This is a genomic window from Nonomuraea sp. 3N208, from assembly GCF_052245935.1.
GTDB lineage: Bacteria > Actinomycetota > Actinomycetes > Streptosporangiales > Streptosporangiaceae > Nonomuraea.
Map to the genome: position 1 here is coordinate 41,449 of NZ_JBQQBR010000020.1, position 24,534 is coordinate 65,982.

General features: G+C 70.1%; 19 protein-coding genes, 1 tRNA gene and 2 pseudogenes. 6 read left to right on the forward strand and 16 right to left on the reverse strand.

Annotated features, from left to right (window positions below; translation table 11 throughout):
* Window positions 1-53: 53 nt before the first annotated feature.
* Window positions 54-5,126, reverse strand: coding sequence for an amino acid adenylation domain-containing protein (locus ACTWPT_RS28790; RefSeq protein WP_443180597.1), 5,073 nt, complete (start codon window positions 5,124-5,126; stop codon window positions 54-56).
* Window positions 5,123-7,033: an ABC transporter ATP-binding protein gene (locus tag ACTWPT_RS28795; protein ID WP_443180749.1), complete on the reverse strand. Its 1,911-nt coding sequence runs from the start codon at window positions 7,031-7,033 to the stop codon at window positions 5,123-5,125. Before ACTWPT_RS28795 ends, ACTWPT_RS28790 begins: the two co-directional genes overlap by 4 nt.
* Window positions 7,034-7,267: 234 nt before the next feature.
* Here ACTWPT_RS28795 and ACTWPT_RS28800 point away from each other — a divergent pair, with 234 nt between their 5' ends.
* Window positions 7,268-8,434: a sensor histidine kinase gene (locus ACTWPT_RS28800; RefSeq protein ID WP_443180598.1), complete on the forward strand. Its 1,167-nt coding sequence runs from the start codon at window positions 7,268-7,270 to the stop codon at window positions 8,432-8,434.
* A gap of 12 nt (window positions 8,435-8,446) precedes the next feature.
* Here ACTWPT_RS28800 and ACTWPT_RS28805 read toward each other — a convergent pair whose 3' ends face one another.
* The 9 genes and pseudogenes from ACTWPT_RS28805 to ACTWPT_RS28845 all read right to left on the reverse strand — a co-directional run bounded on the left by ACTWPT_RS28805 (window position 8,447) and on the right by ACTWPT_RS28845 (window position 16,842).
* Window positions 8,447-9,697, reverse strand: coding sequence for an ABC transporter permease (locus ACTWPT_RS28805; RefSeq protein ID WP_443180599.1), 1,251 nt, complete (start codon window positions 9,695-9,697; stop codon window positions 8,447-8,449).
* Window positions 9,678-10,451 (reverse strand): ABC transporter ATP-binding protein, encoded by a 774-nt coding sequence (locus tag ACTWPT_RS28810; RefSeq protein ID WP_443180600.1) that lies wholly within the window; start codon window positions 10,449-10,451, stop codon window positions 9,678-9,680. Before ACTWPT_RS28810 ends, ACTWPT_RS28805 begins: the two co-directional genes overlap by 20 nt.
* Complete coding sequence (locus tag ACTWPT_RS28815; RefSeq protein WP_443180601.1) at window positions 10,448-11,503, reverse strand: hypothetical protein; 1,056 nt, start codon at window positions 11,501-11,503, stop codon at window positions 10,448-10,450. The genes ACTWPT_RS28810 and ACTWPT_RS28815 overlap by 4 nt, the downstream gene beginning before the upstream one ends.
* The gene (locus ACTWPT_RS28820) at window positions 11,504-11,989 is read right to left on the reverse strand and encodes a hypothetical protein (RefSeq protein WP_443180602.1); all 486 of its coding nucleotides are present in this window, start codon (window positions 11,987-11,989) and stop codon (window positions 11,504-11,506) included.
* Window positions 11,990-12,117: 128 nt separating this feature from the next.
* Complete coding sequence (locus ACTWPT_RS28825; protein WP_443180603.1) at window positions 12,118-12,771, reverse strand: response regulator transcription factor; 654 nt, start codon at window positions 12,769-12,771, stop codon at window positions 12,118-12,120.
* Window positions 12,772-12,777: 6 nt separating this feature from the next.
* The gene (locus ACTWPT_RS28830; protein WP_443180604.1) at window positions 12,778-13,917 is read right to left on the reverse strand and encodes a prephenate dehydrogenase; all 1,140 of its coding nucleotides are present in this window, start codon (window positions 13,915-13,917) and stop codon (window positions 12,778-12,780) included.
* 21 nt (window positions 13,918-13,938) lie between these two features.
* A pseudogene (locus ACTWPT_RS28835) lies at window positions 13,939-14,040 on the reverse strand (chorismate mutase); the annotation flags it as partial.
* Window positions 14,041-14,455: 415 nt separating this feature from the next.
* Window positions 14,456-15,235: a site-specific integrase gene (locus ACTWPT_RS28840; RefSeq protein WP_443180605.1), complete on the reverse strand. Its 780-nt coding sequence runs from the start codon at window positions 15,233-15,235 to the stop codon at window positions 14,456-14,458.
* Between the two features lie 57 nt (window positions 15,236-15,292).
* Window positions 15,293-16,842 (reverse strand): annotated as a pseudogene (locus ACTWPT_RS28845) (ISL3 family transposase).
* 962 nt (window positions 16,843-17,804) lie between these two features.
* On the opposite strand from ACTWPT_RS28845, the gene ACTWPT_RS28850 reads away from it, so the two are divergent.
* The 3 genes from ACTWPT_RS28850 to ACTWPT_RS28860 are packed head-to-tail and all read left to right on the forward strand — an operon-like array spanning window position 17,805 to window position 19,598.
* Window positions 17,805-18,041, forward strand: coding sequence for a helix-turn-helix domain-containing protein (locus ACTWPT_RS28850; RefSeq protein ID WP_443180606.1), 237 nt, complete (start codon window positions 17,805-17,807; stop codon window positions 18,039-18,041).
* A complete protein-coding gene (locus ACTWPT_RS28855; protein WP_443180607.1) occupies window positions 18,034-18,426 on the forward strand; it encodes a hypothetical protein in 393 nt (130 codons plus the stop codon). The genes ACTWPT_RS28850 and ACTWPT_RS28855 overlap by 8 nt, the downstream gene beginning before the upstream one ends.
* Complete coding sequence (locus ACTWPT_RS28860; protein ID WP_443180608.1) at window positions 18,354-19,598, forward strand: tyrosine-type recombinase/integrase; 1,245 nt, start codon at window positions 18,354-18,356, stop codon at window positions 19,596-19,598. The genes ACTWPT_RS28855 and ACTWPT_RS28860 overlap by 73 nt, the downstream gene beginning before the upstream one ends.
* A gap of 209 nt (window positions 19,599-19,807) precedes the next feature.
* Here ACTWPT_RS28860 and ACTWPT_RS28865 read toward each other — a convergent pair.
* Window positions 19,808-19,881: transfer RNA gene (locus tag ACTWPT_RS28865), tRNA-Arg, on the reverse strand.
* Window positions 19,882-20,077: 196 nt separating this feature from the next.
* Between ACTWPT_RS28865 and ACTWPT_RS28870 the strand changes: the two genes are divergently transcribed.
* Both ACTWPT_RS28870 and ACTWPT_RS28875 read left to right on the forward strand, forming a co-directional pair.
* Window positions 20,078-20,860 carry a phosphotransferase gene (locus ACTWPT_RS28870; protein ID WP_443180609.1) on the forward strand — a complete coding sequence of 261 codons (783 nt, stop codon included), beginning with the start codon at window positions 20,078-20,080 and terminating at the stop codon, window positions 20,858-20,860.
* The gene (locus tag ACTWPT_RS28875; RefSeq protein WP_443180610.1) at window positions 20,844-21,797 is read left to right on the forward strand and encodes a cobalamin biosynthesis protein; all 954 of its coding nucleotides are present in this window, start codon (window positions 20,844-20,846) and stop codon (window positions 21,795-21,797) included. The genes ACTWPT_RS28870 and ACTWPT_RS28875 overlap by 17 nt, the downstream gene beginning before the upstream one ends.
* Window positions 21,798-21,835: 38 nt before the next feature.
* On the opposite strand, the gene ACTWPT_RS28880 is transcribed toward ACTWPT_RS28875, so the two are convergent.
* From ACTWPT_RS28880 to ACTWPT_RS28895, 4 genes are all read right to left on the reverse strand, one after another.
* Window positions 21,836-22,069 (reverse strand): hypothetical protein, encoded by a 234-nt coding sequence (locus ACTWPT_RS28880; RefSeq protein WP_443180611.1) that lies wholly within the window; start codon window positions 22,067-22,069, stop codon window positions 21,836-21,838.
* 83 nt (window positions 22,070-22,152) lie between these two features.
* On the reverse strand, window positions 22,153-22,953 hold the full coding sequence (locus ACTWPT_RS28885; RefSeq protein ID WP_443180612.1) for an exodeoxyribonuclease III: 801 nt from the start codon (window positions 22,951-22,953) through the stop codon (window positions 22,153-22,155).
* A gap of 121 nt (window positions 22,954-23,074) precedes the next feature.
* Entirely contained in the window at window positions 23,075-23,539 is a 465-nt protein-coding gene (locus tag ACTWPT_RS28890; RefSeq protein ID WP_443180613.1) for an AfsR/SARP family transcriptional regulator, read from the reverse strand.
* A 19-nt stretch (window positions 23,540-23,558) separates the two neighbouring features.
* Window positions 23,559-24,530 (reverse strand): inositol-3-phosphate synthase, encoded by a 972-nt coding sequence (locus ACTWPT_RS28895; RefSeq protein WP_443180614.1) that lies wholly within the window; start codon window positions 24,528-24,530, stop codon window positions 23,559-23,561.
* Window positions 24,531-24,534 lie beyond the last annotated feature (4 nt).

Sequence of the window (24,534 nt, forward strand, 5' to 3'; positions counted from 1 at the left end):
GCAAACACCGCGAAATTAGGTATCTCCATACAAAACCGTCAAGAATTGTCCAGTTACTCCCCGTCACCAAGCGGGGCGTCCAACTGCGGATTCCGCACGGTTGGGCAGACGCCCCGGGATCGGGCCTCGCCCGTCAGCCGTGCCGCGATCGACTCGAACTCGCGCACGTCGTCCTGGTCGAGGGGGATGAGGTCGAAGTCGGAGGCGGAACGGCCGCCGGCATCCGGCGCCCGCGTGTGGTCGGCGAGCCCGGACAGCAGGTCGAGCCAGGTGCGGCCGAGGGCCTCGACCTCGTCACCGCCGAGGAGCCGGCCGGCCCAGCTCACCATGAAGTCGAACTCCGGCCCGTCCCGTACGATCACGTTGGCCTCGATCGCATGTTGCAGCGGCGTGTCCGGATCCATGGATCCGCCGATGCCCCCGATCATCTGCCAGGGCCCCGAGCCGCCGAACCTGCCCAGGTAGTTGAAGCCGATCCGGGGAGCCGGCAGGGCGGCCAGCACCGGCGCGGTCTCGGGGTTGAGGTGGCGCAGCAGCCCATACCCCAGCCCGTCGCCGGGTACGGCACGCGCCTGCTCCTTGGCCGTCAGCAACAACCGGCCGGCGGCCCGGCCACCTGCCACGGCCTCGTCCAGGTCGATGCCGGTCAGCGACAGCCGCACCGGATGAACGCTGGTGAACCAGCCGATCGTGCGCGACAGATCCATTTCGGGGGCGAGCGGTTTCCTGCCGTGCCCCTCCACCTCCAGCACCACGGAGGACGACCCCCAGCACCGGGCGACGGCTCCCGCGAGCGTGGCCAGCAGCACTTCGTGGATCCCGCAGTGGAAGAGCGCCGGCGCGCGATCGGCCAGCCGTACCGCCCGTTCTCCCGAAAGCGTCCACGACCGCGACCGCATCGTCGACCCGGTGTCCTTCACCCCGTCCGGCTCGCCCAGGGGTGGAGCCGGGTGATCGAGAACGACGCGCCACGACTCCAACTCCCCCACCCGCGCCGGACTGCCCGCCTCCCGCGCCAGCAGGGTGGACCAGGTCCGGAAGGACATGGCCGGCGGCTCGAGCACCGGTTCCCGGCCGGCGGCGGCCGCTTCGTAGGCCGCCGCCAGGTCCGGCAGCAGAATGCGCCAGGACACTCCGTCGATCACCAGATGGTGGGCCACCAGCACCAGCCTGCTCCGGGAAGGTCCGCCCGTCACCCACACGACCTGGAACATCCGGCCGAGCTCCGGGGCCAGCCGATCGCGGGCCTCCCGTACGGCTTGCGCCGTCCGGGCGTCGAGATCTCCGTCGGCTTCGATCCGGGTGATGAGGTCGCTCGCGTCGACGGCGCCGACGGCGGGGACCACCAAGCGCCCGTCCGTCACCGAGGCCCGCAACATGTCGTGCGTCGCCAGCACCGCCCGTACCGTGCGGGTCAGCACCGGGAGGGTCAGGCCGCCGGGAGCGGCGAGCACCACCCACTGCGCGAACCTCGTTCCCAGCGCTCCGTCGCCGAACCTCCGGATCACCGGAGTCGATGGGATCTCGCCGATACCATCGGCGCCCGCCGGCTCGGCGGCCGGGGCCGTGGACGGGTCGCCGTCGATCAACTGCGCCAGGCGTTCCGGGGTCTTCGCCGTGAAGACCTGCGCCGAGGTGAAGAGGAGACCCTCGCGGCGGGCGCGCGCCGCGAGCTGCATAGAGGTGATCGAATCACCGCCGAGCTCGAGGAAGCCGTCCTCCGGGCCCACCCTGGACAGGCCGAGGACCTCGGCGAACAGCCGGCACAGGAGGCGTTCGAGCGCGGTGGCGGGCTCGCGGCCGGACGCCGACCCGGTGAAGTCCGGTGCGGGGAGCGCCTCCCGATCCACCTTGCCGCTGGCCGTCCGCGGCAGCTCGGCCAGCACGACGATCGCCGCCGGGATCATGAATTCCGGGAGCCTGCCGGCCACGTGCTCACGCAGGAGGCCGGGGTCCGGCGCCGCGCTCCCCGGGACGACGTAGCCGATGACGTGCCGCCTGCCGGGCTGGACCTCCCGCACCGTCACCACGGCCGCGCCGACGGACTCGTGGGTCATCAGCGCGGCCTCGATCTCACCGGGCTCCACCCGGTGCCCGCGCACCTTGACCTGGCCGTCGGCCCGGCCCGCGTGCATCAACTCGCCCGACGGGGTCCAGTGGGCCAGGTCCCCGGTCCGGTACATCCGCTCACCCGCGGCCGCCCCGGGAAGCGAGCCCGGCACCGCCACGAATCGCTCCGAGGTCAGGGCGGCGCGCCCACGGTAACCCCGGGCGACACCGGCCCCCGCAAGGTACAGCTCGCCGGTGATCCCGGCGGGTAGCGGCCGCAGGAACGCGTCGAGGACGTAGGCCCGGCAACCCGGGATCGGGCGGCCGATCGGCGGTGCGGGCGCACCGGTCAGCGCGTCGGTGACCGTGGAGGTGATGGTCGCCTCGGTCACGCCGTACTCGTTGACCAGCTCGACCCTGGACGACCACTGGCACAGTGCGGTGTCGCTCGCGCCCTCCCCGCCGATCACGATGACCCGCAGGTCAGGAATGTCGCTGTCCGGGAGCTGTGCCAGGATGCCGGCCACCATGATCGCGTGCGTGACCCGGCGCTCCCGGATCACGTCGGCGAGCTCCTCTCCGGAGAACCGGCCGGCCGGCCCGAGCACGAGGGTCGCACCGGCGCACAACGTCGGCCAGATGTCGCCCATCGCGACATCGAAGCTCGGCGACGAGAGCTGCAGCACCCTGCTCGACGCGTCGATCCGGTATCTCTCCCGGCGGAAGGCGATGAAGCGGGACAGGCTCGCATGCGAGACAGTGACCCCCTTCGGGGTTCCGGTCGACCCGGAGGTGTAGATGACGTAGGCCGCGTTCCCGCCGGCTGCCTGCGGCAGCGGCCCATCCCAAGCCGGCCCGCGAGTGTAGATCCCGATGACCTCGGGCCCGGCCGGCACCACGTCCCTCGTCTCCGGGGTGCACAGCACGACCGGCACGTCCGCCAGCATGCCCGCCACCCGCCGCGCCGGATACTCCGGATCCACCGGGACGAAGGCGCCACCCGCCAGGGCCACGGCGAGCAGGCCCACCACCAGCTCCGGCGATCGCTCGGCGACCACGCCCACCGGGCACTCCGGGCCCACTCCCCGCGCCACCAGGCTCCTCGCCAGCGCCGTCGCCCGATCCCACAGCTCGGCGTAGGTCAGCTCGCCGTCCCGGCCCGTCACGGCCACCGCACCGGGGTCGCGCTCCACCGCCCGGCCGACCAGCACCGGCAGCGGCGCCGCCGCCTGTTCGGCAGGCGGCTCATCAAGCGGCTGATCAAGAGGCTGCGCCCCGGGCAAGCCGAGCCGGCCCACCAGAGGCTCGGCCACGATGCCGGCCAGCACGCCGAGAAGCTGCCCCAGCAGGGACCCGGCGACACCGGCGTCGAACGCCCCCTTTCGGTAGGCGAGCCGCAGCGTCAGCTCCTCACCCGGCACGACGCCGATGGTCAGCGGATAGTGGGTCGCCTCTACCGTGCCCAGATACCTGTAGGCACCGGTGAAGTCGCGCGGGTAATTCTCCATGACCAGCAGGGTGTCGAAGCCCGCGGCCGGCCCGGCGGCCCGCTGGACCTCGGCCAGGCCCAAGTGCTGGTGGGGCATCAGCTGCGCCTGCCGTCCCGCCAGCTCCGCGAGCAGCTCGCCGACTGGCTGCTCGCCGCGCAGCCGTACCCGGACCGGCACGGTGTTCATCATCAGCCCGAGCATCCCTTCCACGCCGGGGAGTTCGGGGGGACGGATGGCCGCGACCGTGCCGAAGACCACGTCGTTCCGGCCGGCCAGCCGGGACAGGACGATCCCCCAGGCGCCTTGCATGATCACGCCGAGGGTGAGCCCGCGGGTACGGGCGAAGTCCAGCAGACCCGAATGCAGTGCCGCGGGGACGACCATGTCGCTGTAGACGCTCTCGCCGCCGGGGCCGCCGGTGCCGGCCAGAGTGGGCTCGTCCAGGCCGGACAGCTCGGCGCGCCAGGCGTCCCGTGCGGCGTCGGCGTCCCGGCCGGCCAGCCAGGCGAGATACTCGCGGTAGGAGGTCACCGGGCCGAGCCGCGAAGCGTCGCCGCCGGCCGCGTACACCTCGGCCGCCTCGTTGAGCACCCCTGCGACCGACCAGCCGTCGGTGACGATGTGATGGTGCACGACGAGCAGCCGATGCAGATCTTCCCGCAGCCGGATCAGCACCAGCCGGGTCAGCGGCGCCTTCGACAGGTCCAGCAGCTCCGCCTGCTCCCTGGCGATCACCTCGGCCACCGCGGCGTCCTGATCGCGCACGCCGGTCAGATCCACCTCACGCCAGTCGGGGACCACGCCGTCCGCCACGGCCTGGACGGCCCTCCCCGATGGCAGGCGGTGGAAGGACACCCGCAGCGCCGCGTGCCGCGCGAAGACTTCCGCCCACGACGCGCGCAGCCGCGGCACGTCGACGGGCCCGAGCAGCTCCACGATCCACTGGCCCTGGTAGGCGTCGGAGCTCTCGGAGTGGAACAGCAGGCCCTCCTGTAACGGGGACAGCGGCCAGAGCTCGGCCAGGTCGGGCACGGCGGCCGCCAGCTCCGCCGCATCCTCGGCGGACAGCTCGATCAGGGGCCGCACCCCGGCCGGGGTCGTTTCCCGGCGTCCGGCGACGGCGGCCAGTCGCTGCGCCGTCCCCTCCGTCATCACCTGGGCCGGCGTCACCATCAGGCCATGCCGGGTAGCCCGCGCCGCCACGCGCATGGCCAGGATCGAGTCGCCGCCCAGCTCGAGGAAGCGCTCGCCCGCCCCGATCCCGGGCACCCCGAGAACCTCCGCGAACAGCTCACGGAAGACCCGCTCGACGTCCGGGTCCGCCGCCTGCGGGGCCGCGCCGCCGCCGGGGGCGTCGGGCTCGGGCAGTGCCTGCCGATCGAGCACCTCCAGCGGCACGATCACCGTGGGAACCAGGTGGCCGGGCAGCACTTCGGACAGCCGGTCGCGCAGCCGTGCCGGATCCAGCTCCGCGTGGGCGACCACATAACCGATCAGGCGGCCCTCGCGCACTCCCACGGCGGCCTCCCGTACGCCGGGCTGAGCCGCCAGCACCCCCTCGATCTCGTCAACAGGTATCGCGCTCATCGTGTCTCCTCGACTGCCACCGCCTGGTGGTTCACCGGCCCGTTCCCGTTCAGCTGGGTGTGGTACAGCCCCGCGTAGAGACCGCCGGCCCGGAGCAGCTCGTCATGCGTGCCCTGCTCGCGGACCCCGCCGTCGTCGATGACGAGGATCTGGTCGGCCTCGCGGATGGTGGACAGTCGATGCGCGATCACCAGCGCGGTACGGCTTTGCAGCGCGGCCACCAGGGCACGCTGGACCGCCGCCTCGGACTCCGAGTCCAGATGCGCGGTGGCCTCGTCGAGGACGACCACCGACGGTGACTTGAGCAGCAGCCGGGCGATGGCCAGCCGCTGCTTCTCCCCGCCCGACATGCGGTATCCGCGGTCCCCGACCACGGTGTCCAGCCCGCGCGGCAGAGACTTGATCACATCCCAGATCTGCGCGCGCTCGCAGGCCTCGACCAGTTCCTGCTCGGTGGCGTCCGGCCGGGCGTAGCGGAGGTTCTCCCGGATGGTGTCGTGGAACAGGTAGGAGTCCTGCGAGACCACGCCGACCGTGCGGCGGAGCGATTCGAAGGTCAGGTCACGGACGTCGTGGCCGCCGAGGCGAACGGCACCCGACGTCGGGTCGTACAACCGGGACACCAGGTGCGTCAGCGTGGTCTTCCCCGCGCCGGACGGACCGACCAGGGCGGTGACCGTACCGGCCGGAACCCGGAAGCCGACCCCGCGCAGCACCTCCGGGCTGTCGTCCGCGCGCTCGGCGATGGCATGCGCGTTCGCTTCGAGCGACTCCAGGGAGACCTCGTCGGCCCGGGGGTAGCGGAACCACACGTCCTCGAACTCGATGTCCGGCGCCGGGCCGGAGGGGGGCAGCGCGATCGCGCCGGGGCGTTCGGTGATCAACGGCTTCAGGTCGAGCAGCTCGAACACCCGGTCGAAGCTGACCAGCACGTTCAGCGCGCCCGCCTGCATGCCGGAGAGCTGGGTGATCGGGCCGAAGAGCCGCCCCAGCAGGATGGCGAGCGCCACCAGGGTGCCGAGCTGGAAGGCGCCGTCCAGCACCAGCCCGCCACCGACGCCGTAAACCACCGCGGTGGCGAGCGAGGCCAGCAGCGCCATGATGATGAACGCGAGCCGGCCGTACACCGTGACGGTCACCCCGATCCGGCGGATCCGCTCGGACCGGTCCGCGTAATCGGCCAGCTCCTCGGCGGGCCGGCCGAAGAGCTTGGTGAGCATCGCGCCCTGCACGTTGAACCGCTCGTGGATGAGCCCGGCCAGGCCGCTCTGCAGCTCCATCTGCCGCCGCTGGTGGCGTTGCAGCCGCCGGCCCACGTAGGCCCACGGCACCATGAAGATCGGAATGAGCAGCAGGGTGACGACCGCGACCAGCCATGACAGGTAGAACAGCTCGGCCGCCACGAGAACGACCGTGACCGCGGCGCTCGCCGACATGAGCACCTGGGTGAACGCGTGCTGGGCGACCACGATATCGGTGTGCATCCGGCTGGACAGGACCCCGGTCTGGGTGCGGGTGAAGAAGGCCAGCGGCAGCCGCTGCACGTGGTCGTGGGCCTGAACCCGCAGGTCATGGCTGACCCCCTGACCGATCCGGCCGGAGATCCGGCTCAGCACGAGCTGCGCCAGCGCCTCGATCAGGGCGAGCCCCGCGACCGCGGCGGCCAGCCGGGCCACCGCCGCCATGTCGTTCTTCAAGATCCCGTTGTCCACGATCGCCTTCAGCAACAACGGCGTCGCGACGACGATGACCGCTTCCACCACGGCGATGAGGCCGAAGGCAGCGATCGACCCGCCATATGGCCGCAGGTAGGCAAGCATCCGGCGCGCCGTCCCGGGGCGAATCCGGGCAGTCTCCGCGTCGTCGCCGCCACGCACCATCACCCCCCCTGGTCCCGCCGTCATCATGACCTGTCCCATGTCCCCCCCATGGCCGGTTGTCCGTGGCGTCATCCATCGTCCACGGCAGCGCGTTCTGTCCACGAGTTGTCCAACCGCACGGACGCCGCACTTGGACACCGCTGCCGCGCGGACGGCGGAGGGGAATGCCTGGAGGACGGCGGTGTCGCCGTCCTCATCCCGCAAGCCGATCTACATGCCCGACCGGGGCGTCGTCCGCCGCAGGTCCCTACGATGGGGGAAATGCTGGCTTCCCTGCGGTTCATCACCTCCCCCCGGACGGTTCGGCTGCGCCTGACCCTCCTGTACGGGGCGCTGTTCGCCGTGTCAGGCGCGGTGCTCCTCACCATCACCTTCCTGCTGGTCTGGAACTCCCGGCGCAACGCCGCGTCGCTGCGCTACGGCACCCTGGAGCCCGGCCGGCCCATCCCACCGCTCAGCGTCGCCGAGCAGGCCCGCGAGTACGTGCAGCGGCAGAACGAGGCCCTCATCCAGGACCTGCTGATCCAGTCGTTGATCGCGTTCGCCATCATGACGATCATCTCGTTCGCGATCGGCTGGCTGATCTCCGGGCGGGTCCTGCGGCCGCTGCGCACGATGAACGACACCATCAGGCGGATCTCCGCACGGAACATCCATGAACGGCTCGCCCTGCAAGGTCCCCACGACGAGCTGCGGAATCTGGCCGACACCGTCGACGGGTTGCTCGGCAGGCTGCACGCCGCGCTGGACGCGCACAAGCATTTCGTCGCCAACGCGGCGCACGAGCTGCGCACGCCGCTCACAGTGGAGCACGCGCTGCTGGAAGAGGCCTTGCTCGACACCGGCGCCGACGCCGACTCCCTGCGCTCCACGATGGGCAGGCTGCTGTCCATCAGCGAGCAGCAGGGGCGCCTGCTGGAGTCGCTGCTCACCCTGGCCGAGAGCGAGGGCGGGCTCGCCCACCGGCAGCCCGTCGATCTGGCGGCGGTCGCCGACCGGGTGGTACGCGCGACCGCCGCCGGCGACCTGCGGCTCCTGCCTGCTCTCTCGCCCGCCCTGGCTTCGGGGGACCCGGCGTTGATCGAACGCCTCGTGGCCAACCTCGTCGACAACGCGGTGCGGTACAACGTGCCCGGCGGCCGGGTCGAGGTCGCCACCGGCATCACCGATGGCTGGGCCGTCGTCTCGGTGCTGAACACCGGGCCGGTGATTCCGCCCGACCAGGTGGAACGCCTGCTCCAGCCCTTCCAGCGACTGGATCGCACCGTCCGCGGCAACGGCCACCACGGGCTGGGCCTGTCCATCGTGCGCGCCATCGCCGCCGCCCACGACGCCCTGCTCTCCGCGCTGGCCCGGCCCGATGGCGGGTTGTCGGTGCGTGTCTCCTTCCCCCTCGCGACCGGCCTGGCCGCACGGAATGGAGCATGAAGGTGCTGCCGGTCACACCGTGCGGAGGGCGGCGGTCGGCGACATCCGGGCCGCGCGGAGGGCCGGCAGCAGCCCGGAGACCGCGCCGATCAGCAGCGCGGCGGCGATGCCCCCCGTCCACGCCTGCACGGGGATGACGACGGCCCAGCCCCGGCCGGCCGCGTAGACCGCCGTGGCCAGCGCTCCGGCGGCCACGCCCGCGACGCCGCCGAGTGCCGCGAGCAGAATCGCCTCACCGAGGAACTGCATGCGGATCTGCCCCTTTGTGGCGCCGAGGGCGCGGCGCAGACCGATCTCCGAGCGGCGTTCAAGCACCGAGATGATCATGATGTTGGCGACGCCGACGGCGCCCACCACCAGTGCCACGGCTCCGAGGCCGAGGAAGAGGCTGTTGAACGCCCCTTCGGCCGCGGCCCGGGCGGTCAGCGCGTCGGACGGCTGGCTGACGTTCACCTCGTTGGCGGCCTGGGGATTGGCGGTCCGCGCCAGCACGGCCTGGACCTCCTCGACGTGATCGGTATCCGCGCGCACATAGAGCGTGGTGGGCGGGCCATCCGCCGGCTCACCCCGGAAGACGCTCACGTGTCCCAGATACTTGCGGGCCGCCTCGTAGCCGATCAGCACGCTTACGTCGATCTCCGGGGCCAGCGTGGCCGGCTTCAGGATGCCCGCGATGTGGAACCACTGGCCACCGGCCCAGATACGCAGGCCGGGATGGACGCGGTCGATCCCCAGCCGCTGCGCCGCCACCGACCCCAGCACCGCGACGGGGCCCGCGGCGGTGCCCGCGTTCAGCCAGCTCCCCCGATCCACCCCGATGGTCAGGACCGAGGGCAGGTTGAGACTGGCCGCCCGAATCTGCAGGGCCCCCGTCTTGGCCTGGGGGACCATGGGGCTCCGGTACACCTTCGCATCCTTGATCAATCCCGCGTGCCCGACGTGCTGGACGTAGGGGACGTGCGACACCCGCGCGGGCGCCTCGATCGGGAGGTCCGCGGTCTGGCCGCCGAAGCTCCGCCCGGCCTCGACCTTGAGCAGGTTGGTCCCGAGCCTGTCGATCTCCGCGAGGAGGCCCGCCTGTGAGGATGAGGACAGACCCAGAACTCCGACGATGGCGGCCGTGCCGATGGCGATTCCCAGCGCCGACAGGGCGGCACGCAGCGGCCGCGTGCGCAGCCCCACGTTGGCGACCCTCGCGCTGTCCCGGAAGGACAGCCGGACCCGGCGGCCGACGCCGGGGCGTTCATGCGTTGCCGTACTCATCTGACCCCGTCCTGTTCGTGCTGCCCACCGCCGAGTCGTAGATCACCTGGCCGTCGAGCATCCGGATCTGGCGCGGCAGGGCGGCGGCGAGCTCCAAATCGTGCGTGACCACGATGATCGTCGCCCCTTCGGCATGCAGCTCGTGCAGGAGCTCCACGATCGACGTGCCGGTGACACTGTCCAGGTTGCCGGTCGGCTCGTCGGCGAGGACGATCGCCGGCCGGCCGATCAAGGCGCGGGCGATGGCCACCCGCTGCCGTTCACCGCCGGAGAGCTTGGGCGGCCGGAACCCTGCCCGGTGCGCCAGGCCGACCCGCTTGAGCGCCTCCTCGGCCCGCGCACGGCGCTCGGTCAGGCCGGCTCCGGTGTACAACAACCCGTCGGCGACGTTCTCCGCCACGGTGGCGTACTCGGAGAGGAAGAACTGCTGGAAGACGAAGCCGATGCGGTGCGCCCGCAGGAGGGACAGCTCCGTGTCGGACAGCCCGGCCACATCGACGCCGTCGATCCGCACGGTGCCGCCGCTGGGCCGCTCCAGCGTCCCCATCACATGCAACAGTGTGGACTTGCCCGAGCCGGACGGGCCGACGATCGCCGTCAGCTCGCCGCGGCGCACGGTGAAACTCACCCCCCGCAGTGCGGGCACCGGCGGCTGCTCACCGTAGACCTTGGTGACCTCCTCAAGCTCCAGGACCTCGTCCCGATGCGCGGCCGAGGAGGAGTTTTGCGCAGCGGGATCGGCAGAGCGCCTCATATCGACGGCACCACCACTCTGTCGCCCTCGGTGAGTGCCCCCTGGACCTGGACACGCCCGCTGACGTTGTCGAACAGGCCGAGCTCCACGGGGACGATCTCCCGCCGCCCGTCGGCGCGCACCCGCTCCACCGCGAACCCGCCGGCGGCCCTGCCGATCACCGAGGTCACCGGCACGATCAGCGCGTCCTTCACCTCGCCGACCGTGATCTCCACCCGGACCGGGGCGTTGTCCAGCTTCCGCACGTCCTGCGGCCGGTCCAAGGCGATGAGGACCGGGATCGTGGTGTCGGTGGTTCCGGACCCCGCGCCCTCCCCCCGCCTGGCGACGGCGCCGACCCAGATGACCTTGCCCGAGGTCGTCGTGTTGTCCGGCAGCGTGATCTGAACACGATCTCCCACCTCGACCAGGCTTTGCTGGGCGGCGTTGAGGTCGACGCTCACCTGGCGCTCCGCCAGCGAGGCCTGCACGACCTCGGCGCCGGCGCGGGCAATGGTGCCGAGCCGGCCGGCGACCCCGATCACCCGGATGGAGACGGGCATGAAGATCGCATCGCCCAGGGGGAGCTTGCCGGTCACTGTCATCCCTCGCTGCTTCTGCAGCTTCCGCAGCGCCCGCGCCGTTTTCGCGGTGAACCGGTCGCCGCTCACCTTCAGGTTCTGATTGAGCTGCCGGACGTCCTTGCCCTTCGCGCCGATCGACAGGTCGCGGTAGGCCGGCGTGTCCCCGCACAGCAGCAGCACCGGGCGATCGTCGACGCGGTAGAACGTCTCCCCGCAGCCGACCTTGTCACCTTCCTGCGGCAGCTGGGTGTAGATCCCGCGGGCCTGGTTGATCGCGGAGTACGGCGAGCCGTCGGGGCGCCTGCGGTACCCGAGCGTCCCGTCGTCGGTGATCTGGGAATCAAGCTGCCCCTTCGTCACCGTCGCCATCTCCGGTGGGAGGGCCCGCGCGCTCGACGTAGTGCCATCGGGAATGGGCAGGAGGACCACCCCCGCGGCGACGATGGCCGCGGCGGCCACCGCGAGACCTGTGATCCGGGATCTCCGCATTCACTGACCGCCAATCAGCCCGCCGGGGTTGAGCTTGCGGCAGGCTTCCGCCGCGGCTCTGTACTCCGGTGAGTTCTGATCGACGTTCCCGCTCAGCAGGGCGCCGCCTTCGGGGTCGGGGAAATCCGGGACGCCGTTCTTCCGCATGCACTCGGCATACTTGATCATTTTCTGCTGCTGCTCGGCGGACATCTGACCACCGCCGCCCAGGAACCCGGCGGGCTGCAGATCCTTGCACTTGTCCAGGGCCGCCTTCCACTGCGGCGAATTCGGGTCCAGGACGGTGCCGCGCCTGAAGTTGGTGTTGAACTGACCGTCGACCGGGTCGGGGAAGTCCTTGAGGCCGTTGCTGCGCATGCACTCGGCGAACTTCACCGCCTTCGCCTGTCCGTCGGCGGCGCCGGTCCCATTCCCGCCGGCAGCGTCCTGTGGGTCCGCTCCGGTCGAGCAGCCTGCGATGATCAGGCCGAGCGCCGCCAGTGCCACGATTGCCGTCCGCATGGTGCCTTTCTCCTGTCTGGTGAGCTTCTCGGCACCTGTCTACGGGAGGGGCGGTGACAGGGGCGTCAGGCGTGTTGTGACCGTGGTGTGACGCACCGGCCAGTCAGCGACGATCAGATCCGGTAGCCCACGCGGGGGACGGTCTCGATCAGCGGGGGCGGCCCCAGCTTCGACCGAAGCCGGTTGATCGTCGCCTTGACGGTGGTGGTGAACGGGTCGGCCTCCTCGTCCCACACCCGTTCCAGCAGCTCTTCGGCCGGTACGACGCGACCGCGGGCGGCGAGCAGATACTCCAGCACGGCCAGTTCCTTCGGGGTCAGCGGCAGCCGCATGCCGGCTCTCGTCGCCACCCGCCCGGCCGGATCGAGCCGCAGATCGCCGTTGACCAGGATGGGCGGCGTGGGCGGCGCGGCCCGTCTGCCCAGCGCGCGGATCCGCGCCACGAGCTCGGCGAAGGCGAAGGGCTTGGGCAGGTAGTCGTCAGCGCCCAGGCTCAAACCGGCGACCCGGTCGGCGATCGTGCCGGAGGCGGTGAGCATCAGCACCCGCGTCCGCCGGGCTCTCGCGGCGAGCTCTTGGCACAGGTCGTCGCCGTGCATTCCCGGGATGTCCCGGTCCAGGACCACCACGTCGTAATCAACCACGAAGAGGCGCTCGTGCGCATCGTCACCGTCGTAGCTGACGTCGACTGCCATGCCCTCCCGGCGCAGCACCCGGGCCACCGAATCCGCCAGCTCGGCCTGATCTTCCACAACGAGCACGCGCATATCGCTCTATCCTGCTCCGGCGTCAGTCACAACGAGGTCACAGCGACCCGGCCACAACGCCGACACGTGCCAGCCGTGGAACCGCAGCGCGTCGGTCAGGCGCTCGGAGTCCTGCGGCCGCACGGAGATCTCGGCCACCGCGACGGGCAAGCCGGGCGAGTGCTCGAGGCGGACGTCTTCGATGTTCACCTCGGCGAGCCCTGAGGCGTTGAACAGCCGGCCAAGCTCGCCCGGGCGGTCCTGCAGGACCACCTGGAGCACGGCATAGTCGCGGGCGGGTCCGCCGTGCTTGCCGGGGATCCTCCCCCGCCCGGAGATCCCCCGCTGCAACAGGTCGGTTATCGCATCCAGGTCACCGATGCGCAGGGCGACCGCCGCAAGGGTGAGGTCTTGGGCGATTCCATCGACCGCTTCGGCGACCGGGAGAGCGTTCCCGGCGAGGATGGCCCGCCACAGCCGCACGTCGCCGCCCGCGATCCGGGTCACGTCGCGCAGCCCTTGGCCGGCCAGCTCCATGGCGACGGACCGCTCGCGGGGGTGATCGGGCTCCTGCCCGCCCGCACCCTCAAGCGCCGCGGCCACGGCGGCGGACACGACGTGCGGGGCGTGCGACACCAAGGCCACCGCCTCGTCGTGCTCCCGCGCTCCGACGTCGATCTCCTGACCGCCGCACAGTGAGATCAGCTCGCGCGCCAGCCGTACGGCCTCGGCGGAGGTCTCCGGCCCCGGGCAGAGCGCCCAGGGACGGCCCAAGAAGAGGTCGGCGCGGGCGGCGGCCGGGCCGGAGCGCTCCCGCCCGGCCAGCGGATGACCTGGGACGAATGTGGTCAGATCACACCCGAGCCGGGCCGCCGCAGCCGTTGGCTCCGCCTTGACGCTGGCCACGTCGGTGTACGCGCGGGCCGCGCCCCGCTTCTGCAGGTCGGCGAGGACCTCGGCGATCAGGTCCGGAGGCACCGCGAGCACCCCAAGGTCGGCGGGCTCACCCCGCCACGGCTGCCCGGCGCCGAGCTCCCGTGCGAGGCGTACGGCATCCTCATCCACGTCGGAGAGCGCGACCGTCACGCCGTGGCCGCGCAGGGCGAGCGCGATCGAGGTGCCGATGAGACCGACCCCGACGACGAGCACGGTGGATAATTTCCACATAAGTACCACGATTCCTGGGCGTCACTGCGCGAGGCCGAGGCGGAGAGCGGCGGCCACCCGGAGGTGCACGTGCCGGATGGGACCGGTCTCCACGTGAGCCATCAGCCGTATCACCCGGTTCAGAATGACGAGTGGCTCCACTGAATCCAGCGATCGGACTCCTTGATAGTGCACACGCGAGATCGGCGTCGAGTCCGTCCACCGCGGGGCCGTAGCTAAGCGGCCGAGATGCTCGTACTGTTCTGATGCGGCCAATTGCCGCGCGCCCGCAGGGTGGGCCCAATACGTTGAGGCAACAAACAAAGAACCCCAGCCCGGATGCCCGGAACTGGGGTTTTGTGTGGTGCGCCGCCAGGGACTCGAACCCCGGACCCGCTGATTAAGAGTGGTCCTGCGGGGGACATGACTGGATCAGGAGGCGTATGTCCATGCCGCTTCCCAGCCGACGTTGACCCGGTGTGTCGTTCATCGACACTGCTGATCAGACAGGCTCGTCAGTTCGAGAGGCCGGTGTGAGCGCTTCGGCCGTGCAATGTGATCAGCCGGGCCTGGCGAAGGTTGGTGGGCGTGGTTCTATGAGGGCGGCAGTGGACTCGGCAGCGGCCCGCGCCACTTCCGGGTAGACGCTGGTATAGGTGTCTCGGGTGAAGGTGGACGAGACGTGCCCGAGAGTCTCTTGGACGACTCTCAGGTCGACTCCAGCGGCCAGCATCAATGAAGCCGCTCCATGGCGTAGGTCGTGCAATCGCACCGGGGGCAATTCCGCCTCGTACGCCAGCCGATAGAACTGATCGCTGATGTGCTGAGGGTGCAGCGGCTGGCCGGACTTGTCCGTGAAGACGAAGCCGCTGTCGGCCCACGCCTCCCCTGCCGCCAGCCGTTCGGCCGCTTGGCTCCGCCTGTGTGCGCGTAGGACGGCGACGGTGTCGGCGTCGAGAGCAATGACGCGGTCGCTGGCGTCGGTCTTCGGCTTGCCTTGGATCGTCTCCCAGCCGAGTTGGGTGATCTGCCAGTGCACTCCGGAACTTCCGGCATCGAGATCGACGTCTCTCCAGCGCAGCCCGGCGCCTTCGCCTCGGCGCAGTCCTCGCAAGGCGATCAGCCGGTACAGCGCGAACAACCGGTGTGATGCTGCGCGCGCGAGGAAGGCCGAGGTCTGGGCAGGCGTCCAGACCATCACCGGGGACGGCCGGGGCGTGGCCACATAGACGTTGACCTCGGCGGCGCGGCCGAGATCGCCAGCACGCCGCTGCCGTTCCAGGGTCAGCTGCTGCTGCAGATCCGTAGTGAACTGGGCGACCCGTTCGTCGGTCCACACCAGGGTCTGTCCAGTGATCGGCTCTGGCCCGTAATCGGTGGTGGCGTTGAGTGATCTTCACTGAAGCAGGATGCGGTGGCGCAGAAGGTCGAACCCGGCGCGGCCGTGCATCTGGCGCATGATCCTCTTCGTGCGGGTGTTGACGCCTTCGGTTCGGCCGTTGTGGTGCGGGAGGGTGAGGGCGGCGTTCACGGCGTCGCGGTCGAGTTCGAGGCCGCCTGCGAAGCCATGCAGATGGGGCAGATCCTCGGCTCGGACGGTGGTGATCCAGGTGGTGAGCTTGGCGTCATTGCCTTCGGCTGGGGTGAGGAGTGCGGCGAAGTCGCGGACAGGCGGGCAAGGGCGGTCAGTTCGGGGCAGGCGGCCGTGAGCTCCTGCACCAGCTGGGTGTCGCTCTCGCGTAACCGGTCGGGGTGGGTGAGCAGGAGACGGGCCAGGCGGCGCGGGGTGGTGACGGGCCGTTCTCCTTCGGCTCGGCCTTGGGTGATGTAGCGGTAGAGCAGGTTGAGGCTGCCGGTGTAGCCGAGCTCTTTAATTTCGCGGAACAACTGCAGGACAGGAACGGCCGGGTCGGCGGCGCGCCGTTCTCGCAGGTGATCGCGATAAGGATCGACAAGAGTGGGCCGGTAGCGCGGAGCGCGGCGCAGGGCATCAGGTTCGCGAGTGCGGGCGTAGCGTTTGACGGTGCCCAGGGACAGGTTCAGGCGGCGGGCGCATTCCAGGAGGCCGACGCCCTTGTCCAGCAGGTCGTGGATCTGCTGCCAGCGTTCACGGGTGGTCTGTTCGTGGACGCCGGCGGGCCGGGGCGGGTTGACCGTGGCCCAGCAGGCGCTGTGGGAGCGAACCTCGGCGAGGGTCTTGTCGCAGAAATTCGCCCACAGGTGCCACCTGTCCCCGACCTGCACTGCATCCGGCAGAGCACGTCGAACCGCCTCACCGTACGCGCCCGACCCGTCGCGGCAGACGATCTCGACCCCAGGGTGGGATCGCAGCCACATCTCCAGCACATCGGCACCGCGGCCGGGCAGGACATCGATCCGCTCGCCGGTCTCGGCGTCGATCAGGATGGTGGCATAACGGTGCCGGCGCTTGAGAGCGAAGTCATCGACACCCAGCACGCGCGGGATCCGCAGCGCCGGCAGCGGCAGCCGCGCCAGCAGTCGCAGCGCTGTGGACCTCGAAATCGTGACGGCCAGGACCGCCGACAGCCGAGCACCCGGCCGGCCGGCCAGTTCCTTCACCACCGCGCCCAGTTGGCCGGTGAGCCTGCTGGTTCGACGCTGGTAGCGCTCGAGCAGCCCGGGCACCTGCTCACGGAAGGTCCGCCGAGGGCATCCCCACTCCGGGCAGATCAGACGCCGTACCTGTAGCGACACCACCACCCGGCGACCATCGACCGGGACATCCGTGACCGTCCGGCTCACGTAGCCGTGCACCCGACCAGTCAGCGCCCCGCACACCGGACACGGCACTGGCTCATGACGTGTACGAGCCATGACCCCGATAAGGTCGTCCTCGTCCTGTACTCCCTCGATGACTAGGGAAGACAGTCCCGCAAATACCACACCCACAAGATCGTCGATCTTCAGCACGGCCCAGCCTGGCAGGGATCACTCAGTGCCACCACCGATTACGGGCCAGAGCCGATCACTGGACAGACCCCACGCGAGGAACATTCACCCCTTCGTCGAGGTGGCAAGGAGGATGACGGAAGCCCGGTTGAGCTGCCCCGGTTTGGTCGGCCTCCAAGATTCCCGGGGCGGTCCAGGTCGTCATCTCGACGGGCGGGAACAACCAGGCGTAGCGAATGAGCCCATGAAGAATCTCGGCTGCCGGAGACCAGGTCACGTCCACGCGCATGTATGAGTCGATCTGTCTGGCATGACAGGAGACGGTGGGCCGTTCGGCGATGTGCGCTCCGTATCGCCACCTTTGAGTCTGTGGGCGTAGACCGGATGTGCCGCCCTCCGGACGTTGTCGTGGCCGAGGCTTTGCTTAATCTGGTGTCCGGATTCGGGCCTGGAGGCAGGTATTTAGAAAGGTGACAGGGATTAGGTGGCCCGGGGTGATCGGGCCACGCCACCATGACCCCACCCATCCGCCTCGCCCACCGGCCCACTGCATTCACCGTGCATCGCAGGCTCATGGTTCTCAGTCAGGGGGGCCTTTGGCATCCGCCGTTGAGTGGCCAGGCTGATCTGCGGCGCCCGGACCGTGTGTCTGGGGTGCGAGTTCGGAAAAGGCCGGTAAGGGAACACAGGCTCCTGCGATGTGCCCGTAGCGAGCAAGAACGGGGCACGCGGACCGTCCTTCTACGCCGACACGCCAGAGGAGCGACTCATCGTTGTCACGGCATCCTCGGGGACAAGGTGGCGTGTGAGTTCCGCAGCGACCATCGGATTCGGCTTGACCACCGGCGTCCAGGTGGGCGTCGATACACCGTGCCGGGCACGGTCATCGGCGGGGCTGGCGATGGTCAGGATGGTGCTCGCCTGATCATGCCCACCGCGATGGCTGTGCCGGGTGGGCCAACGTCAGCCGCGCGTCCGTCGCCGGGCGGGAGCCCGCGATGACGGCGCGGCTGACGTTGGCCCAGATCCAGCAGCTACCGGCCGTGGTCGACGTGGTCACCGCGGGACGGGCGCTCGGGATGGGACGCACCACGGCCTATCGGCTCGCTAGGGAGGGTGAGTTCCCTTGCCGGATCATCCGGATCGGCAAGAAGTATCTGGTCCCCACCGCCGCCCTGATCGCGCTGCTCGACGGCCACGGCTATACGATCGAGGAGGACGCCACTGATGGCTGATGGCAGCACGTTCAAACGCTGTTCCTGCCGCAGCGAGGACGGCAAGACCTTGGGACAGAAATGTCCCAAGCTGCGCCGCCCTGGCGGCGGGTGGAGCTACCGGCATGGCATCTGGCACTACCAGATCGAACTGCCACCCCGCCCCGACGGCACACGTCGCGGCCCGCTCCGCCGCGGTGGCTTCGCCAGCCAAGACGAGGCCGAAGCCGAACTCGCTCGGGTCCGCGAGCTGCTGGGGTTGGCCGATCCGCGCGAGCCCGCCACCCGCACCCAGATCGCCGATCTGATCAAGCGCACCCTGGCGAGACCGGGGTGCTGCCCGAGGTGGAGACCGTCCGCCGCAAGATCAAGACCCGGCAAGACCTCACCCAGGACATCACCGTAGCCGCCTGGTTGGAGGAGTTCCTCATGCGCAAGCGGAAGATCGAGGAGACCACCCGCCGCTCCTACGAAGGCCACATCCGCCTCTACCTCACCCCCTATCTAGGGCAACTTCGCCTGGATCAGCTCAAGGTCAGCGACATCTCGCTGATGTTCGAGCAGATAGAGGAGTTCAACGACACCATCGCCGAACGCCGCGCCAGCCCCGACCCTGCAGTGCGGGCCAGCGTCAAATACCGGCGCCCGATCAGCATCACCACCATGCACAACATCCGCGCCACCCTGCGGCACGCTCTGAACATGGCCGTGCGGCAGGACCGGTTGATCGACTTCAACCCCGCCGCCGTACTGGAGATGCCGCCCAAAACCCGGCCCAAGCCCCTGGTGTGGACCGAGGATCGGGTCCGCACGTGGCAAGCCGACTTCCGCGAGTATCGGCGCACCGAGAAACAGCGCCGGAGCGGGCGGCGGGTCGACCCAATCGACGCCTACACCAGCGTGCCACGCCCCTCCCCGGTAATGGTCTGGACGCCCGCCCAGACCCGCCTGTTCCTCGAAGAAGCCCAACGCCACCGGCTGTTCGCCCTGTACCGGCTCATCGCCTTGCGCGGGCTCCGCCGCGGCGAAGCCTGCGGGCTGCGCTGGAAGGAGGTCGACCTGGACGGCCAAGCCCTCACGGTCAACTGGCAGCTGGTACAGCTGGCGTGGCAGGTACACGAAGGCACCCCGAAGACCGACGCCTCCGTACGGACCATCGCCCTGGACGCCGAAACCGTACAGGTATTGCGTGCGCACCGGCAGCGGCAACTTCAGGAGCGCCTCGCCGCAGGGTCGGCATGGAGGGACAGCGGGTTCGTCTTCACCCAGCCCTACGGCGACCGGCTGCATCCCCAGCACGTCTCTGACCAGTTCCTCTGGCTTGCCTACCTGGCCGGCCTGCCACCGATCCGCCTGCACGACCTGCGCCATGGCGCCGCATCGCTCATGCTGGCCGCCGGGGTGGAGATGAAGGTGGTGCAGGAAACGCTGGGACACACCTCCAGCGCCTTCACCGCCGACACCTACACCTCGGTCTACCCGCAAGTGGCCACCGCGGCGGCCGAGAAGACCGCCGCCCTGCTCCTCGACGACGAAGACCAGACACAGCCCGGAAAACTCATCTCCCTGAGAGCCTGACAGTCGGATTAAGCATCCGGCCCCGCGATCGCCGCCTTCTCGCGGCGGAGCGGGGCCGTTGCTCTTCCGCAGAACCCCGAGGAGGGTGAATGGATCATGGTGTGTGCAGGGTTGGTGCACGCGAGCACGCACGGAGCACGATCGCCCTAGAACTTTGCTCCAGACAGAATCCGATGGACCGTTCCCGCAGGTCAGAGCCATGATCAGCGCGCGCCCTGCAGGATTCGAACCTGCGACCGTCGGATTAGAAGTCCGGTGCTCTATCCAGCTGAGCTAAGGGCGCTCCCGCCTTATTGTGCATGATCCTGCGACTTGTCATGCACTCGTTTTCCCCGTGTCAGCCCTCCGGCCTCCTGACACCGCCCGCGAGCAGCGTTCCCGCAGGCCTTGATGCTCAGCGCCCAGCATGCCCCATCGCCGTGGGAACGGGCGGAAAAGGCGGGGCGCTCGTGGGGTGGGAAGGTCTAAGCTGTCGTGGCATGGTCGCGACGCTCCTGCATGAAATCCCCCTGCAGGGCGGGGATGTGACTGACGGGGTGGTGCGGGTCGGGGACACCGTGCGGAGACCGGTCAGTGCGTCCACGCCCGCCGTGCATGCCCTGCTGAGGCATCTTGAGGCCGTTGGATTCGCGGGGGCGCCGCGCGTGTTGGGCGTCGATGGGCTTGGGCGGGAGATGCTCACCTACCTTCCGGGCGTCAGCGGGTTGCGGCTGGAGAGTGTGACGGATGAGGCGCTCGGGTGTTTAGGGATGCTGTTGCGGGACTACCACGATGCGACGGCTGGGTTTCCGCTGACCTTGGAGGGGTGGGAAGGCGGGTCGAATGATGACAGGGCGCCGGAAGTTCTTGGGCATTGTGATTTAACGCCGGATAACGTGATATTTCGGGCGGGGCGGCCGTACGCGATGATCGACTTTGATCTGGCCCGGCCCACCACTCGGCTCTTCGACGTCGTGACCACGCTGCGGCACTGGGCGCCCATCGCCGATCCCGTCGACCGGGCGCCGCTGCTCCGCAATCTCGACGTGGGTGCACGGCTGCGGCTCTTCTGCGACGCGTACGGTCTCCCGCCACGTGATCGGCGGCGGCTGCTCGAGCTGGCGAGGCTGCGGTTTCAGCGTTCCTACGCGGTCATGCGAGACCGCGCGGCGGCCGGTGGCAACTGGGCGAAGATGTGGGCGGGAGGCGCGGGTGAGCGCATCCGCCGGGCGGCGGCCTGGCTGGATGTGCACGAAGATGAGCTCCATGCCCATTTGGTATGACCCCCTTGGCCTCGCTCTCGGCGTGGCGCTTGATCGGCTGATCGGAGATCCGCGTAGTGCCGCCCACCCGGTCGCGGTGTTCGGGCGGGCGGCGGCAAAGCTGGAGCAATCCCTATATGGCGACACGAAGGCGCATGGAGTGCTGCATGTGGCCATCTGCGTAGGGGGCGCGGCTGGGATCGGGGTTGTGGTGCAGCGACTCCCCAGCCCCAAGGCGCGTACGGTCGCCACAGCCCTCGCCACCTGGGCCGTGCTCGGCGGCACCACGCTGGCCCGTGAGGGCGCCTACATGGCCGATGCCCTCGAACGCGACGACCTGGAACGGGCCAGGGACAGGCTGCCGCATCTGTGCGGGCGGGATCCCGCCGCGCTGGAGGCGGCCGAGCTGGCGCGGGCCACGGTCGAGTCGTTGGCGGAGAACACCTCCGACGCCGTCGTGGCGCCGTTGTTCTGGGGAGCGGTGGCGGGGGTGCCGGGGCTGCTGGCGTACCGGGCGATCAACACGCTGGACGCGATGATCGGGCACCGGTCACCGCGTTACCAGCGGTTCGGGTGGGCGGCGGCTCGGCTGGACGACGTCGCGAATTACGTTCCGGCCCGGGTGACGGGGCTGCTCACGGTCCTTGCCGGGCCGGACCGGCGGCAGGCGCTGGCCGTCCTGCGGCGGGACGGGCATCGGCATCCCAGCCCGAACGCCGGCCGCTGCGAGGCCGCGTTCGCCGGCGCGCTCGGGGTCACCCTGGGCGGCACGAACGTCTATGGCGGGCGGACCGAGCACCGTCCCACCATGGGCGACGGCCCCAAGCCCGACGTCGGGGACATCCGCCGTGCCGTACGCCTGACCGGGATGGTGAGCGTGGCGGCGGCCGGCGCCGCCGTGGCCGCTTCCTTCTTGCTGAACCGAGCCGCGGCGGGCCGTCGACAGGGAATCCGGTAATCGGTCAGAGCGGATGGTAATCAGCCAAACGTTGTTTTTCACATGACGCTGTTCAGGTTGAGCACCAGCCAGATCACGAATATCGAGATCAGCGTTATTCCGATCATCGCCTTCGCAGCGCTGTTCGCGACTTCCTTCCTGGCCGTGACCTGCTTGGCGCTCTGCTTCCACACCTGACGCATGATGATCATGGTCTGGAAGCGGCGGCCGAGGGCGAATACGGCCAGGGCGAGGAGGATGAATAAGAAGACACGACCGTCTGCAGATTCCACGGAGATCCCCCTGTGGCCTTGAAGAGGTTAATGCCCCCGAAACATTTGAGAACACAGGATACTCGGACGGCCGCGGTTTGTAATTAGATTATCGGGTCGAGGTCCACCACGATCGGCGCGTGATCGGACGGCCCCTTGCCCTTGCGGGCCTCGCGATCGACGTACGCCGACCGCACCCGCCCCGCCACCTCCTCGCCGGCGTACACGAGGTCGATACGCATCCCCTTGTTCTGGTGGAACATCCCGGCCCGGTAGTCCCAGTAGGTAAACGGATGCGGCCCCTTCATCGGGGTGGGCACCACGTCGTACAGGCCGAGCGCGCGCAGCGCGGCCAGGGCCTCGCGTTCGGCGGGGGTGACGTGGGTGGCGCCGACGAACAGAGCCGGATCCCACACGTCGGCGTCCGTGGGCGCCACGTTGAAGTCGCCGCATGCCACCAGCGGCAGGTCGGTCTCCGCGGCGAGCGCGTCCCGCAGCGCGGCGAACCAGTCGAGCTTGTAGAGGTAGTGGGGCGAGTCGACGGTACGGCCGTTCGGCGCGTACAGCGACCACACCCGCAGGCCGGCGCAGGTCGCGCCGATCGCGCGGGCCTCGGGACGCGCTGCGCCCACGCCGTCCAGCTCAGCGAAGCCCGGCTCGCCGGGGAAGCTCAGCGTCACCTCGTCCAGGCCGACCTTGGAGAGCAGCGCGACCCCGTTCCACCGCCCGTCGCCGTGCGCCGCGGCGGCGTACCCGAGCGCGCCCACCTCCGCGATGGGGAACGCCTCCGCCGGGCACTTGGTCTCCTGCAGGCAGACGATGTCGGGCTTGGTCTCGGCCAGCCAGTCGAGCAGCCGGGGCAGGCGTGCCTTGACGGAGTTCACGTTCCAGGTAGCCAGGCGCATGCTCTCAGCCTGCCACCGACTGCCACGGTTCGGGACGACTCCCCCGAGCCGAGCGCCGCCGCCCACCGGGCCGTGAGATCGTTGACCGGATTGCGCATCGGCCCAGCGCGAGCGGCGACGATCAGCGGCTGGTCCAGAGCGGCTTGTTGGCGCGGGAGTAGATGATGACGCGGCCGTCGTTGGAGACCCCAGCCACGCCCCCGGGTTGCCTGCCGTCCCCGCGCCACAGCTCCAGTGCCCGCGCCCAGGCGGCGGTGGCGTCCTCGGGCCGGTCCGCGGCCCGGCCCTCGGCGGCCAGACGCCGGAAGCACCCGAGGTCCACCTCGTCGGGGGAGTAGCCGGCGGTCGTGCTGGCGATACGCTCGCCAAGGGTCTTACGCAGCTGCGACACCTTGAGCTGGACGATGGTCTTGGCGGTCTTGGGCGGGTCGTCCTCCCAGAGCGCCTCGATGAGCCGGTCGACCGGCACGTACGAGCCGTGGTGCGCCGCGAGCAGCCCGAGCACGCACTGCTGCTGGGCTCCCTCGATCGGGATCTGGGCGCCCCCGACGTGCACCTCGACCGGGCCGAGCACGCGGATCTCCATCCCGCCCGAGCATAGTGTGTCAAACCGCCTTCATCAGCGCGGTGGACACCTCCTCGAGGAGCCCGCCGACGCCCTGGTCCATGGCCGCCTTGGCGTGCCGGACCGCGTCGAGGGCGTTGCCCGCGGCACTGGGCGAGTCCTCGACGACCATGCGCAGCTCCACCTCCAGCGGGGAGCCCCCGAACCCCTCGCCGTCCAGCCGAATGTAGGCGACCTTGCGGTCCTCCATGAACGGTATGTACTGGGCGCCGACGTGCGCGGCCGCGCCCGCGCCCGTGACCTTGGTGGCCTTCTTGCTCGCCATCCGCGAGGCGTCCTGAAGGTTGACGAAGTCCATGTTGCCGCCGCCGAGCAGCTGGTGTCCGCTGCCCAGGCGGACGCCGCTCGCCGTCAGCGCGTCGACCAGCGCCCGGTGCAGGAGCGTGGCGCCGAACGAGCTCTTCAGGTCGTCGCCGAGCAGCGGCAACCCGGCCTCGGCGAAGCGGCGCCGCCACTGCGGGGAGCGGGCGAGGACGGCCGGCATGCAGTTCACGAACGCGCAGCCGGCGTCCAGGGCGGCCCGCGCGTACCGCTCGGTGGCCTGCTGCGCGCCCGTGGGCAGGAAGTTCAGCACCACGTGGGTGCCCGTGGCCGCCAGGTGCGCGGCGACGTCTTCCGGCGTTGCCGCGCCGCGCGGGTCGACCAGGTCCGCTGAGCCCGGGCCCACGCCGTCGGCCAGGATTCCCTCCACGACCGGCACCCCGAGATGCGGCACGGCGGCGAACGCGCGGGCGTTGTTGGGCGGTGTCCAGATGGCCTCCGACAGATCGCGGCCGAGCTTGGCCGCGTTGACGTCGAAGGCGGCGGTGAAGCGCACGTCGGAGATCGCGTAGCCGGCGCACACGGGGTGCCGCAGACCGGGCGCGTCGCCGCCGCGGTAGTACTCGACGCCCTGTACGAGGGACGACACGCAGTTGCCCACGCCGATCACGGCCACGTTCACGGTAGTCATGACG

Bases quoted from the DNA above. Each gene is read 5' to 3' on its own strand.
- ACTWPT_RS28800 (WP_443180598.1), top strand. From the start codon at position 7,268: ATGCTGGCTTCCCTGCGGTTCATCACCTCCCCCCGGACGGTTCGGCTG.
- ACTWPT_RS28885 (WP_443180612.1), bottom strand. From the start codon at position 22,953: ATGCGCCTGGCTACCTGGAACGTGAACTCCGTCAAGGCACGCCTGCCC.
- ACTWPT_RS28795 (WP_443180749.1), bottom strand. From the start codon at position 7,033: ATGATGACGGCGGGACCAGGGGGGGTGATGGTGCGTGGCGGCGACGAC.
- ACTWPT_RS28825 (WP_443180603.1), bottom strand. From the start codon at position 12,771: ATGCGCGTGCTCGTTGTGGAAGATCAGGCCGAGCTGGCGGATTCGGTG.
- ACTWPT_RS28875 (WP_443180610.1), top strand. From the start codon at position 20,844: ATGCCCATTTGGTATGACCCCCTTGGCCTCGCTCTCGGCGTGGCGCTT.
- ACTWPT_RS28850 (WP_443180606.1), top strand. From the start codon at position 17,805: ATGACGGCGCGGCTGACGTTGGCCCAGATCCAGCAGCTACCGGCCGTG.
- ACTWPT_RS28790 (WP_443180597.1), bottom strand. From the start codon at position 5,126: ATGAGCGCGATACCTGTTGACGAGATCGAGGGGGTGCTGGCGGCTCAG.
- ACTWPT_RS28805 (WP_443180599.1), bottom strand. From the start codon at position 9,697: ATGAGTACGGCAACGCATGAACGCCCCGGCGTCGGCCGCCGGGTCCGG.
- ACTWPT_RS28895 (WP_443180614.1), bottom strand. From the start codon at position 24,530: ATGACTACCGTGAACGTGGCCGTGATCGGCGTGGGCAACTGCGTGTCG.
- ACTWPT_RS28870 (WP_443180609.1), top strand. From the start codon at position 20,078: ATGGTCGCGACGCTCCTGCATGAAATCCCCCTGCAGGGCGGGGATGTG.
- ACTWPT_RS28810 (WP_443180600.1), bottom strand. From the start codon at position 10,451: ATGAGGCGCTCTGCCGATCCCGCTGCGCAAAACTCCTCCTCGGCCGCG.
- ACTWPT_RS28830 (WP_443180604.1), bottom strand. From the start codon at position 13,917: ATGTGGAAATTATCCACCGTGCTCGTCGTCGGGGTCGGTCTCATCGGC.
- ACTWPT_RS28890 (WP_443180613.1), bottom strand. From the start codon at position 23,539: ATGGAGATCCGCGTGCTCGGCCCGGTCGAGGTGCACGTCGGGGGCGCC.
- ACTWPT_RS28815 (WP_443180601.1), bottom strand. From the start codon at position 11,503: ATGCGGAGATCCCGGATCACAGGTCTCGCGGTGGCCGCCGCGGCCATC.
- ACTWPT_RS28855 (WP_443180607.1), top strand. From the start codon at position 18,034: ATGGCTGATGGCAGCACGTTCAAACGCTGTTCCTGCCGCAGCGAGGAC.